Raw genomic sequence first — 14118 nt, forward strand, 5'->3', positions numbered from 1 at the left:
TCAGGTGGAATGGAGTTGAGGAGAGGAGGTGCCCGACGCCGCGAGCGCATGCTCGATCGAGGTCGCAATGGCGTCGGCGGAGAGCCCGTGCTTCTTCAAGAGCGAGTCCTGCGAGCCGTAATTGTGCATGAAGCGGTCCGGCAGCGACAGACGCAGCATTGCCGGCAGACCGGAGCCGAGCTTGTCGATCAGCGTCTCTGCGACCGCGCTGCCGAGGCCGCCGGAGGGCACGTGTTCCTCCAGCGTTGCCACGAGCCTGGTGCCGCGGATCGCCTGCAGCAGTGCCGCGGTATCGAGCGGCTTCACCGTATGCATGTGCAGGATGCCAGCGCGAATGCCTTGCGCGGCCAGCAGGTCGGCCGCAGCGAGGGCGCGCTGAAGCATGATGCCGGTGGTCACCATGAGGACGTCGCCGGGCGGCCGCATCAGGATGGCCTTGCCGATCTCGAAGCCGTGCTCGGCCTTGGAGACGATGGCATCGCCGCCCTTGCCGAGCCGGATGTAAATCGGACCGTTCCAGTGCAGCGTCTGTTCCATCATGCGCGCCGCCTCGTCGGCGTCGCACGGGCAGATCACCGTCATGTTCGGCAGCGCGCGCATGATGGCGATGTCCTCAATCGCCTGGTGGGTGGGGCCGAGCGGCGCGTAGACGAGGCCGCCGCCATTGGCGATCAGCCGCACTGGCAGATTGTGCAGACAGAGGTCGACCGCGACCTGCTCATAGCAGCGCCGTGTCAGGAAGGTCGCGATGGTGTTGACGTAGGGCACGAAGCCCTCCATCGCGAGGCCGGCCGACATGCCGATGATGTGCGCCTCCGAAATGCCCTCGATCAGGTGGCGCTTGGGAAACTCCTTGCTCATCGCGCGCAGCGTGCCGGCGCCGGGATCGGAGCCGATGTAAAGCACACGCTCGTCGCGCGCGGCGAGCTTGTGGACCATGTTCATCGCTGTGTTGCGCATGGGGAGCCGATCAAAAATCGCCGACGGCGACGCGAATGGCGTCGAGCTCGCTGTCGGTCAGCTTGTTCTTGTGATGCCAATCGGCGTTGGATTCCGCAGCCGGAAGACCCTTGCCCTTGACGGTATGGCAGATGATCGCGGTGGGTTTGCCCGCAACGGCCGGGACCTGCTTCAGGACAGTGCGCAGGGTGCCGACGTCGTGGCCGTTGAGCTCCTGCACGGCGAAGCCGAAGCTGCGCCACTTGTCCGCGAGCGGCTCCAGCGGCAGGACGTAGTCGGTGGGGCCATAGCTCTGCAGCTTGTTGTAGTCGATCATCGCGACCAGATTGTCGAGGCCGTGCTTGGCTGCGCCCATGGCGGCTTCCCACACCGATCCCTCGTTGATCTCGCCGTCGCCGAGCAGCACGAAAGTCCGGTGGCTGCGCTCGCGCATGCGTGCGGCAAGCGCAAGGCCGACACCGATCGACAGGCCATGCCCGAGCGCGCCGGTCGATGCCTCGACGCCCGGCACCATGCCGTATTCGGGATGTCCGCCCAGAATGCTGTCGGGCCCGCAAAAGCCTTCCAGCTCCGACAGCGGGAAGAAGCCGCGATCGGCCAGGAGCGCGTAGAGCGCAAGACAACCGTGTCCCTTGCTGAGGATGGCGCGGTCGCGATCGGGATCGCGCGGATTGTTCGGATCGATCCGCAACACGTCGTCGTAGAGCACGCGGACCATCTCGATCAGCGACAGGGCAGGTCCGACATGGCCGCGTCCCGCCGAGCGGACAGAACCGAGGACCAGGCGGCGCAAATAAAGACTGCGCTCGTCCAGCGTGCAGGTGAGAGCGGCTTCAGCGTGGGGTGAGATCTGGATCACGTTGGCAAATCGTTTGGTGGAGCCGGCGGGCTTTGTCGAGCTGGCCGGCAAGGCGGACCGTCAGATCGCCACCTTGCGCAGCCAGGGCGCGCCGGGAGCGGCTTTCCGGCAAATAGGCATTCAGGACAATCAGGCACCAAATCGCCCCAAACACAGGATACAGTACGTCACGGCGGATCGCAAACGCGTCATCCCCAGCTTCGAAGGCGCGCGAGAGCCGTTCGATCAATCGGTTCGCGTCGGCCTCGGGCAGACTGCTGCCGGGGTGGATCGCGGTGTCGGACACGAGCTTGACCGGATCGTCCCAGCCGAAATATTCGAAGTCGATGAAGCGCAGTCTGCCGTCGTCGGCACGCAGTGCGTTGTGCAGTCCGAAATCCGACGGGCTCAATGCGCGATGGGCGGGCGCGAGGTCCGCGGCGGGATCCAGGCCCAGTTCCGCATAGCGTCGACGCAGTTGCCGGATTGCGATGGCTGTGCTGGGGACCAGGCTGTCGTCCATGAACGCACGCAGATCCGGATGATCATCCGAGGCCCGCCTCAGTCCGTCCAGGCGTTGCTCGTACTGGGCGATGGCTGCCTCGGGCGAAAAAATGCTGGCTGACGCGTTCCGCAAAGTCCGTGCGCCTTCAGCGTTACGCAGCTTCTGCAGCTCGATCAGGAAATCGGCCAGCTGGTCGGCATCGTCGTGCTGGGGACGCAGGACCGCGGCGTCACCGTCGAACCATTGATACAGCGCGCAGAATGCAGTCGGGTCTTTCGCGATGGGGCGCGGCGTCGATGTGATGCCGTGGCGCGACAGAAACGAGAGCGCGTCATATTCCTGTCCCAGGCGATCGCGCCCGTCGGACGGATAGTGCTTGAGGGCGAGGGGCGGCCCCTCCGCCATCTCCAGCCGAAATACTCTGTTGTTGCCGCCGGACCGCGCCGGTTGGGCGGTCGCCACCCGTGCCCCGGAGAGGCGGCCGCCGATCGAGACCGCGTCCTGTGCGCTGATGTCCGGCTCGCTCATTGTGCGAACACTCCGCGGTGGATATCGGCCCAGGTCGCGATCGGTTCGCAATGTCCGGGATGGGGAGGCCGGGACTGCGTGAACAGGATCGATCGCGTCGTCTTCGGAAAATGCGGCTGCTCGAAGACATCGACGAGATCGTCAATGAAGATATCGAGCCGCAGGCTTGCGAGCCGCTCGACCTTGGCCGCCAACGTGTCCTCGAAATAGATATTGCCCACGATCAGCGCCGCGTCGGCGGCGTCGATGAGACCCGCTCCCCTCAGCCAGCCGCGCGCGGCCTCGCGCAAGTCGACGCGGTCGGGATCCTGGTGGCCGAACTGCGTCTTGTGGCTGACGATGTAGACGCTCGCGCCGGCCTTGCGGCATGCGGCGAGGAACTCGCGCACTCCAGGAAAGATCTCGGCGCCGCCAATTCCCTTGCCGTAGACGAAGCCCTGCAGCCCTTGCCAGGCAAGCTCGCCGCCGGCGCGGGATCGCAGATAGTCCCGTACGTCGGTCTTCGGCCCGTCCCAGCTCTCCGGCACCAGCCCGCGCTGGCGCGCGGCGGCGGCAAAGACCTTGTCGTAGCAGATGATCGTATTGTCGAAATCGATGCCGATCCGCACGCCGCTCACTTCAGGCTGATGTTCTGCATCATCTTGATGTTGAAATACCTGGGATCGTTGAGCGAGTTCGGCAGGCGGCCGGCCTTGAAAGCATCCACGAGGCCAGACACGGCCTGTTCGATCGTGTGTGTCGGCGCAAATCCGAGCTCGCGGCGGATCTTCTCCGAGGAGACGTGATAGGAACGCAGATCGTCGGTCGGCTCGACGGCCACGTCGACATTGTTTCCGACCACTGATTTGACGATGTCGGCGATCTTCATCAGCGAATGGTTTTCGTAGCCGATGTTGTAGGTCTTGCCATCGATTTTGGCGTCATCCTGCTGCAGCAGGAACAGATAGGCTGCGGACATGTCCTCGATGTGCAGGTTTGGCCGCTTCTGCGTTCCGCCGAACACACGGATGCGGCCGGTGTTGACCGCCAGATTGGTCAGGATGTTGACGACGACGTCGAGCCGCTGCCGCGGTGCGTAGCCGCAGACGGTGGCGGGACGGACCGTGCAGGTGACGAAGCCGGACGCGGCCTCGTCGGCAAGATCGGTCTCGCACATCGCCTTGAATTTCGAGTAGTCCGTGAGCGGCTCGCAGGACAATTCCTCGGTCACCTCGGCCTCGTCCTTGATGCCGTAGACGCTCGAGGAGGAGGCGTAGATGAAGCGCTTGATGCCCGCCTTCTTCGCGGCGCGCACCATCGGCCGGAAGCAGTCGTAGTTGATGGATTTGCCGAGCCCCGGGTCCAGCTCGAACGAGGGGTCGTTCGAGATGCAGGCGAGGTGGATCACCGCGTTGTTGCCGCGCAGGGCCTCGTTGATCGCGGTCTCATCGCGGATGTCGCCTTTGATCAGGCGCAGGTTGGGATTGTCGCGGACGGCGTCGAAGACGTTGTCGCCGTACATGAACAGGTCGAGCACGGTGACCTTGTGGCCCGCCGCCAGCAACCGAGGCACCAGCACGCTGCCGACATAGCCGGCGCCGCCGGTGACCATCACATTCCATTTCTGACCAATCACTGTCGCTCTCCGGAATTTTTCTTTTGCGCTATTTCAACAATGCGGTGACGAATTTGACCAGCGGGGCCTTTTCGACCGAGCTGCGGTGACCGACGATGCCGACCTTGATCGCGCCTGCCGCATTGCCGATGAAGGCCACATCCTCGATATTGCCGCCGGCCGCCACCAGCGGTGCCGTAATCGTCAGGAAGGCATCGCCCGCACCGACGGTGTCGACGACGGTCTTGGTGAAGGCGGGTACGCGCGCGACGCCGGTCTTCGACGAGAAGGGGTAGCAGCCGAACGAGCCGTGCGTGATGATCATGTTGTCGCAATTGATCCTGCCGTGCAGGCCGTCCTCGATCACCGATGCGATGTCGTTGAACTTGTCGGTGGCCGCCAGGCGCGCTTCCGGTGCGTCGATGCAGATGTAGTCGGCCCGCGGATACTTCGTGATCAGGTTGTAGCCGTGATTGCCGCTGTTGCTCTGGGCGTTGACTGCCAGGAATCTCGAGTTCGCAATCAATGTGTCGATCGTGCTGGATGCGATCATGCCGTGGCCGAAGTCGGTGACGATGACCACGTCCGCACCGCGCACGCGCTCCGCGGTGACCTCGTCGATCTCCTTCCGCTGGGCCTCGCTCACCGGCGTGTCGTTCATGGTGTAGACCTCGAACAACTTGTGCAGGTAGCCGAGCTCGACGTAACGCAGCTTGCGGGTCGTCGGGCGGTTCTCGACGCGGATCGGCGTCAGCTTGACATTCGGGCGGACATGCGCGCGCAGGAATGCCTCGGGATAGTCCTCGCCGCCCAGCGTCGTGACGACCTCGACGGACTTGCAGAAGCTCGCGACGTGGTTTGCCGCCGCGATCACGCCGCCGGCGAATTGCTCGCGGTTCTTGAAGAGAGTCGCGACGATGTTCTCCTTGGAAGCCTTTCCAAGTGCCGTGACATATTGGTACTCGTCGATGATGGTATCTCCGACCAGCACGACGTGCATGTCCTGGATCTTGTCGATCAGCTTCAGCAGGCGTTCGGCGCCGCCGCCTTCGCGCACCTTCTGGAGGTAGTCGCGCAGAGGGGGATCGTAGATATCGAAGTAGCGGTTCAGCAGCGACGACGAGCTGAAGGTCACGTCGCGCGTGAAGACGATGCGGCCGCCATGGCGCTCGACGGCCTCGCGCTCGGTGGCGATCTTGCCGGTGACGTCATCTTCAGGGTTTTCGTAGTCCGAGCCCTTCACATAGATGTCGGGGCGGACGGTATCGAGGACCGGCTCGGCGCTGGAGGTCCGGTTGACGCCGACCCAGTCGACCGTGCCGAGCGCGGCCAGCATCTCGGCGCGCATGTTCTCCGGAAAGATCGGCCGTCCCGGGCCTTTGTTGACATAACGGTCAGCGGTGATGGTCACGATGACCACGTCGGCCTCGTTGCGCGCCGCCAGGATGTGCCGGACGTGGCCGAGGTGCACCAGATCGAACACGCCGTGGCAGAGTGCGACGGTCAGGCCCTCTGCCTGCGCGGCGCGCGCAATCTCGCCCAGCTCATCGATCGTCTTGATCTTCTCGTGCGGTGCCGGATGGCCGGTCGGCTTGTCTGTCGCAGCATTACCCATGTGAAATACCCAAAGCGCCGGTAGGTCTCAGGTAGCCGGCCCCGAAATGATCGGCTGGCGGCAAATCTCGGGGGTGAATGAGCCTGCTCAACGGCTTGCCTTCTGCGGCGTGGCGTTGTCGTCACCGAGATATCTGAACCAGTCCTTGGTGGCGTCGGCGATCTTGTCCACCGTCCACAGGGGAGCGTCCTTGTACTGGTCCATCGATTTCAACATCGTGGCGACGCCGTCCTCGAATTTCACCTTTGGGGTCCATTTCAAGACCCGTTTGATCTTGGTGATGTCGGCGTAGGTGCAATCGGGCTCGCCGGGACGCTTGGGAATGTGGACCTTGTCGCCGCCGAGGAGCTCGACCAGCCGGTTGACGCTGTAGGTGTTGTCCGAGCCGACGTTGAATATCTCGTGCGAGACATCGGAGCGCGCGGCGGTCACGAAAGCATCGGCGACATCGCTGACGAAGGTGAAGTCGCGGGTCTGCTCGCCATCGCCGACCACCGTGAAGGGCTTGCCTGCGAGCTTCTGCGCCATGAACACGCCGAACACGGCGCCGTAGGTGCCGGTGGTGCGATGGCGCGGTCCGAACACGTTGAACAGGCGCAGCGCCACGGCAGGCAGTTTGTAGACCTGGCACCAGTGCATGACGCACTGCTCGCCAAGATTCTTGGTGAGCGCGTAGGGATACATCGGCCGGATCTCGGCGCTCTCCGGCGTCGGATAGACGTCCGGAATGCCGTAGCAGGACGACGACGCCGCATAGACGAAGCGGCTGACGCCCGCGTGCCGTGCCGCCTCGAGAACGTTGACCGTGCCGTCGACATTGGCGCGATGATAGGGGATCGGCGACTCGATCGAGGGAACGATGTCGGCCAGCGCGGCGAGATGGAAGACCCAATCCACACCGTGGAAATACGGTTTGATCGCTTCGAGGTCGGTGACGTCCGCCCGCACAACCCTCAACTGGCTCGAACCGGCGCGCCCGGCGAGATTTTCGGCGCGTCCGATCACGAAGTTATCGAGCGCTGTGACGTCGTGGCCGTCATCGAGCAGGCGATCGACGAGGTGACTTCCGATGAAACCGGCGCCGCCAGTAACGATGCATTTCATGGGGAACATCCGTGACGCGAATGCCCAGCGAAACAGGCTCGCCAATGTTGAGTGAAACCCGAAAGCCGACTACCAGCCGCTCGCAAACTTTGCAAGTATTATACCTTTGCAATCCTTGGTAAGAGCCGGTATCACCCGATCATGTTGCAATCGAGCCGCCAGCCTATGCCTGCCGAGTCCGTCGATCCCGATCACAAGGCCTTCCTCGACGATTACGTGGGACGTCTGCATCGCGCGACGGCGGTGGACGACGGTATTTTTGCCAGGATCTCCGCTACGCGCACGTCATGGTTGCGCACGCGAGAGCAGGGCGGTCGCGTCATCTTCATCGGCAATGGCGGCTCGGCCGGCATCGCCTCGCATCTGGCGATCGATCTGGCGAAGAATGCGTCGGTGCCTGCACTCTGCTTCAGCGATGCGAGCATGATGTCGTGCCTCGCCAACGATTACGGGTTTGAGGACTGGATCGCGCACGCAGTGCGGCTGAATGCCCGCGCCGGCGATTGCCTCGTCGCGATCAGCTCGTCGGGACGTTCGAAGAACATCCTCAATGCGGTTGCGCAGGCGCGCACGATGAAGCTCGACGTGATCACGCTGTCGGGCATGAACGCGGACAATCCGCTGCGCAATCTCGGCGACGTCAATTTCTGGGTGGACAGCCGCAGTTACAACATTGTCGAGACCACGCACCAGTTCTGGATGATGGCCGCAATCGACCTCGTCATCGGTCGTGCGGAATATCCGGCTTCCTGAGGCGGGCATCTGATGCAGTCGCGATTCAAGCATGCGGCCCTGTTCTCGGTGAAGGTGCTGCTGTCGATCGCTGTGCTGGTCTACATCGCGCGCGGGCTCGACCTGCGCCAATTGCGAACTCATATCGTCTCGGTCGATCCGTTCCTGTTCGTCGTCGCGCTTGCGCTGATCTTCTTTCAGACCTTCGTGCTCAACGGCCGGTGGGAGCTGATCATGCGCGCGCTCGGCGTGTCGTTGGACTGGCTCGCGGGCTGGCGGATTCTCATGATCAGCCTCTGGTTCAATCAGGTGTTGCCGTCATCGGTCGGCGGGGACGCGGTGCGGATGTGGCTGCTGCGCCAACGTGGCGTGCAGTGGTCGGAGGCGGTCAAGGGCGTTGCGGCAGACCGCTTCACGGCGTTGATCGGGCTCATCGTGCTGATGGTGGCCGGACTGCCGTTTCTGCTGTCCCGCGTGTCCAATCAGGCTGCGATCCTGGCTATCGGCGGACTGACGCTGGCGGGCGTCGCCGGCACCGTGGTCCTGTTGACGCTCGACCGTCTGCCGAAACGCCTCATCGCGCTTCCCGCGATCGCAAGCTTCGTCCGGTTCGGAGCGCTGGTCAGGTTTCTTCTCCTGCAGTCCGAGCGCCGCGCGCTGCTTTTCGGATCGGCGCTCCTCATCCATCTCGTGACCGCGGCGGCCTGCTATGCCTTGGCGCGCGGTGTCGGAGCGCAGCTCTCGATCCTGGACGCCGGCATCCTGATTCCGCCGGTGGTGCTGTTGACGGCCGTCCCGATCTCGATCAGCGGCTGGGGTGTGCGTGAGGGGGCGATGGTCGCCTGCCTCGGTCTGGCGGGTGTGCCCTCCGAAGAAGCGCTGTCGGTGTCGCTTCTGCTGGGGGCCATCAGCGTGATCATCGGGCTCGTCGGCGGCGTGATCTGGCTCGCGAGTCCGGAGCGTGGCTCGTACTCGGCGGACAAGGCGGCCCAGGCGGCGGAGGAAGCTCCCAGCTACGGGCTGAGCAAGGAAGCCTCGAGCCACCCATGACCCGCTTGAGCCCATTGCCGATCTGGTCTTCACAGGGTGGGATTATCTCACTCGCTCGCGTATCTTATCTTTCGGTTCCACGATGAAAAACCTGTTCTACGTCCGCCATACCTGCCGCCTCTGTCATTCGGAAAACCAGGAGCTGGTCGTCCCGATGGCAGGCATGCCCATTGGCACGCCGAACTTCCAGGTGCCGAACGCCAGCGTCGACGATCCCGTCTTCCGGGCTGCGGTACCGATGGCGCTGCATCTGTGCAGGGACTGCGGCCACCTCCAGATTCTCCATGTCGGCAATCCGGACATCCAGTACCGCAACTACGTCTATACCACCTCGCTCTCGCTCGGCCTGAGGGAGCATTTCGCAGGCTACGCCAACGACGTCGTCAGCCGCTTCGGCATCGCGCCGGGCTCGCTGGTCGTCGAGCTCGGCAGCAACGACGGATCGCTGCTCGGCTTCTTTAGAGAGCGCGGCATGCGGGTGCTGGGTGTCGATCCCGCTGTCGACATCGCGCGGCGCGCAACGGAAGCGGGGATCGAAACCATCGGCGATTTCTTCACCGATGCCATCGGGCGCCGCATCCTGCAGAGCCACGGTGCTGCGAGCGTCGTGATCGCCAACAACATGATCGCCAATGTCGACAATCTCGATCCGCTGGTGATCGGGGTTCGCGACGTGCTTGCGCCGGACGGATTGTTCGTGTTCGAAACGCAGTATGGCGTCGACGTGACCGAGAAGAATCTTCTCGACACCGTCTATCACGAGCATCTGTCGTATTTTAACATCAAGCCGCTGATCCGTTTCTTTGCCCGGCTCGGCATGGAGCTGATCGACGTTCAGCACATCTGGACCAAGGGCGGCTCGATTCGCGTGACCGTGCAGCGCGCCGGCGGCGCCAAGAAGCCGTCGGCGGAAGTCGCTCGTTTCGTTGCTGAAGAGGAGCGGCTCGGCGTCGATCAGCCGGCCTATTATGCGCCCTATGTGAAGAGGATTGCTGCCATCCGCGACGAATTGGTCGCGATGGCCGACGCCGCCCATGCGCGCGGGCAGCTCGTTGCCGGCTACGGCGTCTCGGTCGGCACCACGACCCTGCTTCCGCAGTTCGGCCTGGAGAACAAGATCGACTTCCTGGTGGACGACGACCCCAACAAGGGGAACGTGATGGCCGGCCCGGGGTACGACATTCCGATTCTGCCTCCGACCGCCCTTTACGAGCGCAAGCCCGCGTTCGTCGTGGTCTTCGCCTGGCGCTATGTCGACCCGATCCGGGCCAAGCACGCCGGCTATTTCGCCGAGGGCGGAAAGTTCGTGGTGCCGCTGCCGGGCATTTCCATGGTCGATCGGGCCGACTGACGTTGCAGGGCTGCTGATGGCCTCCCTGAGGATAGCGCTTTGCGGGCGGTGGATAACCCCTTGATCCACATGACCTCTGCACGGCCGTCCGGGGTAGGGCGGCTTGTCCGCGCGAACTCTCTATACCTTGACCTTTGGCCGCATCCGCAGTAGATACCCCGCACTCGCAGCCGGCCCGTTAGACGCGGATTTCCGGCGCGGCTTTGAAATCCCCGAACAATCGAGCCCGGTTTCCGGCTCATCCTTCGAGACAGAGGGTTGGGCCAACGGCGGCTGTTCGGATCCCTGAAATTCATTTTGCGTCTGTCGACGGACGTTGGACATCAAACGATGGCAGTCAGCCCGTTCAAGTTCTTGCAGGAAGTGCGTTCGGAGACTGCCAAGGTCACTTGGCCGACCCGCCGCGAGACCACGATCACCACCATCATGGTGTTCGTCATGGTCGCGGTCGCCTCGATCTTCTTCTTCGCCGCCGACCAGATCATCCGTGTTCTCATCACCTTCCTTCTGGGCATCCACTGATGGCTACAGCAACCGCTCAACTGTCCGACAAGCGCTGGTACATCGTCCACGCCTATTCGAACTTCGAGAAGAAGGTCGCCGAATCGATCCGCGAGCAGGCCAAGCAGCGCGGGCTCGAGGAGCTGTTCGAGCTGGTGCTGGTTCCGACCGAGAAGGTCACGGAAGTGCGCCGCGGCCGTAAGATCGACGCCGAGCGCAAGTTCTTCCCGGGCTACGTGCTGGTGAAGATGAAGCTGACCGACGAGGCGTTTCATCTGATCAAGAACACGCCCAAGGTGACGGGCTTCCTCGGCGCGGAGAACAAGCCGATGCCGATCTCGGAAGCCGAGGCCATGCGCATCCTGCACCAGGTGCAGGAGGGCGTGGAACGGCCGAAGGCGTCGGTGTCGTTCGAGATCGGCGAGAACGTGCGCGTGGCCGACGGCCCGTTCGCCTCGTTCTCGGGTGTGGTCGAGGAAATCGACGAGGCGCGCTCGCGCGTGAAGGTTGCCGTGTCGATCTTCGGCCGCGCCACGCCGGTCGAGCTGGAATTCGGTCAGGTCGAGAAGGTCTGACCGGGTAAGGCGTGAGACTTCGGTCTCACGTGACAAGAGGCCGTGGGAGGACGAGGGCGGTTGCCAGCCGCACATCGATCCCGACCACGAACCTGAAACCGCCGGCAACTGCCGGCACAACAGGAGTTATACATGGCAAAGAAAGTGACCGGATACCTGAAGCTTCAGGTCCCGGCCGGTGCGGCGAATCCTTCGCCCCCGATCGGTCCCGCGCTCGGTCAGCGCGGTCTCAACATCATGGAGTTCTGCAAGGCGTTCAACGCCCAGACCCAGAAGGAAGAGAAGAACACCCCGATCCCGGTGATCATCACCATCTATGCGGACCGTTCCTTCACCTTCGAGATGAAGACGCCGCCGATGTCCTACTTCCTCAAGCAGGCTGCCAAGATCCAGTCCGGCTCAAAGGCGCCGGGCCGTGACAAGGCCGGCAAGGTGACCAAGGCGCAGGTGCGCGAGATCGCCGAGAAGAAGATGAAGGACTTGAATTGCGACACCATCGAATCGGCCATGAAGATGGTCGAGGGCTCTGCCCGTTCGATGGGTCTGGAAGTTGCGGGGTAAGCGGCTATGGCAATCGGAAAGCGTTTGAACAAAGCCCGCGAAGGCATTGACCGCGAAAAGCTTTACCCGCTCGCGGACGCCATCAAGATGGTCAAGGAACGCGCGAAAGCGAAGTTCGACGAGACCATTGAGGTCGCCATCAATCTCGGCGTCGATCCGCGTCATGCGGACCAGATGGTCCGCGGCGTCGTGACCCTGCCGAACGGCACCGGCCGTACACTGCGCGTCGGCGTGTTCGCCCGCGGCGCCAAGGCCGATGAGGCCAAGGCTGCCGGTGCCGACGTCGTCGGCGCCGAGGATCTGGTCGAGAAGGTGCAGAACGGCTCGATCGATTTCGACCGCTGTATCGCCACCCCCGACATGATGCCGCTGGTCGGCCGTCTCGGTAAGGTGCTCGGCCCGCGCGGCCTGATGCCGAACCCGAAGATCGGCACCGTGACCATGGACGTCACCGGTGCGGTGAAGGGCGCCAAGGGCGGCTCGGTCGAGTTCCGCGTCGAGAAGGCCGGCATCCTGCAGGCCGGTGTTGGCAAGGCCTCGTTCTCCGAGGAGAAGCTGGTCGAGAACATCAAGGCTCTCGCCGACGCTGTCTCCAAGGCGAAGCCGGCTGGCTCCAAGGGCACCTACATCCAGCGCGTTGCGGTGTCCTCGACGATGGGCCCCGGCGTGAAGGTCGAGCCGGGCACCATTCTCGGCTGAGGTTTGGAAATTGCATGAGGTGAGGGGCGGAATTGGGCAACCGATTCCGCCCCTCGTCGTTTGTGGCGGCGCTCTCCGGAAACAAGAACAATGGCTGACAAGGTCCTGATCTATTCGCGCTTTCCCAAGAGCATGATGGCGCGTTTCGCCGAGCGGTTCGAGCTGCTCGACACCGGCGGCAAGCCCGCGCGCGAGGTGTTTTCGGCCGACGACCTCAGCGGCATCCGCGCGATGCTGACGGCGGGCGGCACCCCGCTCGGCGCGGAGGCGATGGACCTATTTCCACAGCTCGGCGCCATCGTCTGCTATGGCACCGGTTATGACGGCGTCGACCTGAATGCGGCAGCCAGCCGCAACATCGCGGTCGGCCACAGTCCCGGCGCCAATGCGGCTTCGGTTGCCGACATCGCGATGACCCTGATGCTGGCGACGACGCGGCGGATCCTGGTGGCCGACCAATATGTCCGCAGCGGAGATTGGGCAGCCTCTAAACAATCGCCGATGATGCGGCCGCAAGCGGGCATGCCAGGCCGCCGCATCGGCGTCTACGGCATGGGCGAGATCGGCCGCAAGATCGCCGCCCGCTGCGCCGCCTTCGAGAGTGAGGTCGGCTATTTCAGCCGCACCAGATACGATCTGCCCTATCAGTATTTCCCGTCGCTGGAGGCGCTGGCCGACTGGTGCAGCGTGCTGATGATTGCGGTGAGGGCAGGGGCCGAGACCCAGCATGTCGTGAATGCCGATATCCTTGGGCGACTCGGCGCGGACGGATATGTCATCAACATCTCCCGCGGCTCCGTCATCGACGAGAAGGCCCTGATCGCGGCGCTCACCGACAAGACCATCGCCGGCGCCGGCCTCGATGTCTTCGAAAAGGAACCGCACGCTCCCGACGCCTTGACCGCGCTGCCGAATGTGGTGTTCGCCCCGCATATCGGCGGCCACACCCTGGACTCGCACGTCGCCATGCAAAACTGTGTCCTGGCGAACCTGACCGCATTTTTCGAGGGCGAGCCGCTGCCTTACGCCGTCAAATCGGCCTGAATCGGCCCTTGTGGGGTCATATCAAGCCCTATCGGCAATCGATTGGAACTGGTGTGAATTTTGCTCTTGGCAAGCGGGCCCTGAGCGGTTAAAGAACCGCCTCCGGACGTGCCTGCCTCGGCTGGCGCGTCCGTGCACGCATTCCGAAAACCCGACACGACAGGAGATCATTCCTTTTCAGGACGTCCGCAAGGATTTGCTTGAAAAGGAAGGAAAATCCGTCGGTTGGTTGGGATGCGGGCAGAGGTCGGGCGGTTCGCCGGCTGACCTTGTCCTGTCCAAGACTGCAGGCGCCCGCGGGAAATTTCGATTTCTCAACGGCTTAATCGCATAGCCTGCATAGACGGGTGAAGACCGGATTTCACTTCGCACCCAGCTTTAAGGGCTGGCTTTGCGAAACGAGTCTGGTTCGGACCTCGACACGCCGTGGGCTTCTTAAGAGGCTCCCGGAGGGCAGGCTT

General features: G+C 63.4%; 15 protein-coding genes. 8 read left to right on the plus strand and 7 right to left on the minus strand.

Features of this window, described 5'->3' with window-relative positions; genetic code table 11:
- From ACVIIV_RS21455 to ACVIIV_RS21485, 7 genes are all read right to left on the minus strand, one after another.
- Complete coding sequence (locus tag ACVIIV_RS21455) at positions 1–960, minus strand: transketolase family protein (RefSeq protein WP_456745946.1); 960 nt, start codon at positions 958–960, stop codon at positions 1–3.
- A gap of 10 nt (positions 961–970) precedes the next feature.
- Complete coding sequence (locus ACVIIV_RS21460; protein WP_456745947.1) at positions 971–1819, minus strand: transketolase; 849 nt, start codon at positions 1817–1819, stop codon at positions 971–973.
- Complete coding sequence (locus ACVIIV_RS21465) at positions 1794–2831, minus strand: aminoglycoside phosphotransferase family protein (protein WP_456745948.1); 1038 nt, start codon at positions 2829–2831, stop codon at positions 1794–1796. Before ACVIIV_RS21465 ends, ACVIIV_RS21460 begins: the two co-directional genes overlap by 26 nt.
- Entirely contained in the window at positions 2828–3439 is a 612-nt protein-coding gene (locus ACVIIV_RS21470) for a hypothetical protein (protein WP_456745949.1), read from the minus strand. The genes ACVIIV_RS21465 and ACVIIV_RS21470 overlap by 4 nt, the downstream gene beginning before the upstream one ends.
- Before the next feature lie 5 nt (positions 3440–3444).
- The gene (locus ACVIIV_RS21475) at positions 3445–4446 is read right to left on the minus strand and encodes an NAD-dependent epimerase/dehydratase family protein (RefSeq protein WP_456745950.1); all 1002 of its coding nucleotides are present in this window, start codon (positions 4444–4446) and stop codon (positions 3445–3447) included.
- 28 nt (positions 4447–4474) lie between these two features.
- Positions 4475–6040 carry a PfkB family carbohydrate kinase gene (locus ACVIIV_RS21480; RefSeq protein ID WP_456745951.1) on the minus strand — a complete coding sequence of 522 codons (1566 nt, stop codon included), beginning with the start codon at positions 6038–6040 and terminating at the stop codon, positions 4475–4477.
- A gap of 87 nt (positions 6041–6127) precedes the next feature.
- Positions 6128–7144, minus strand: coding sequence for an SDR family oxidoreductase (locus ACVIIV_RS21485; RefSeq protein ID WP_456745952.1), 1017 nt, complete (start codon positions 7142–7144; stop codon positions 6128–6130).
- A gap of 165 nt (positions 7145–7309) precedes the next feature.
- On the opposite strand from ACVIIV_RS21485, the gene ACVIIV_RS21490 reads away from it, so the two are divergent.
- From ACVIIV_RS21490 to ACVIIV_RS21525, 8 genes are all read left to right on the plus strand, one after another.
- A complete protein-coding gene (locus ACVIIV_RS21490; RefSeq protein WP_456745953.1) occupies positions 7310–7897 on the plus strand; it encodes an SIS domain-containing protein in 588 nt (195 codons plus the stop codon).
- 12 nt (positions 7898–7909) lie between these two features.
- Positions 7910–8926, plus strand: a complete 1017-nt coding sequence (locus ACVIIV_RS21495; protein ID WP_456745954.1) for a lysylphosphatidylglycerol synthase transmembrane domain-containing protein — start codon at positions 7910–7912, stop codon at positions 8924–8926.
- Between the two features lie 82 nt (positions 8927–9008).
- Positions 9009–10277, plus strand: a complete 1269-nt coding sequence (locus tag ACVIIV_RS21500; RefSeq protein WP_456745955.1) for a methyltransferase domain-containing protein — start codon at positions 9009–9011, stop codon at positions 10275–10277.
- A 330-nt stretch (positions 10278–10607) separates the two neighbouring features.
- The gene (gene secE / locus ACVIIV_RS21505) at positions 10608–10799 is read left to right on the plus strand and encodes a preprotein translocase subunit SecE (protein WP_007602984.1); all 192 of its coding nucleotides are present in this window, start codon (positions 10608–10610) and stop codon (positions 10797–10799) included.
- Positions 10799–11353 (plus strand): transcription termination/antitermination protein NusG, encoded by a 555-nt coding sequence (gene nusG, locus ACVIIV_RS21510; RefSeq protein WP_007602985.1) that lies wholly within the window; start codon positions 10799–10801, stop codon positions 11351–11353. The genes secE and nusG overlap by 1 nt, the downstream gene beginning before the upstream one ends.
- A gap of 132 nt (positions 11354–11485) precedes the next feature.
- Entirely contained in the window at positions 11486–11914 is a 429-nt protein-coding gene (gene rplK, locus ACVIIV_RS21515) for a 50S ribosomal protein L11 (protein ID WP_011088164.1), read from the plus strand.
- Between the two features lie 6 nt (positions 11915–11920).
- Entirely contained in the window at positions 11921–12613 is a 693-nt protein-coding gene (rplA, locus tag ACVIIV_RS21520) for a 50S ribosomal protein L1 (protein WP_018647230.1), read from the plus strand.
- A 90-nt stretch (positions 12614–12703) separates the two neighbouring features.
- Complete coding sequence (locus ACVIIV_RS21525) at positions 12704–13657, plus strand: 2-hydroxyacid dehydrogenase (RefSeq protein WP_456745956.1); 954 nt, start codon at positions 12704–12706, stop codon at positions 13655–13657.
- Positions 13658–14118: the final 461 nt, after the last annotated feature.

It is taken from the genome of Bradyrhizobium sp. USDA 4354 (assembly GCF_054060315.1).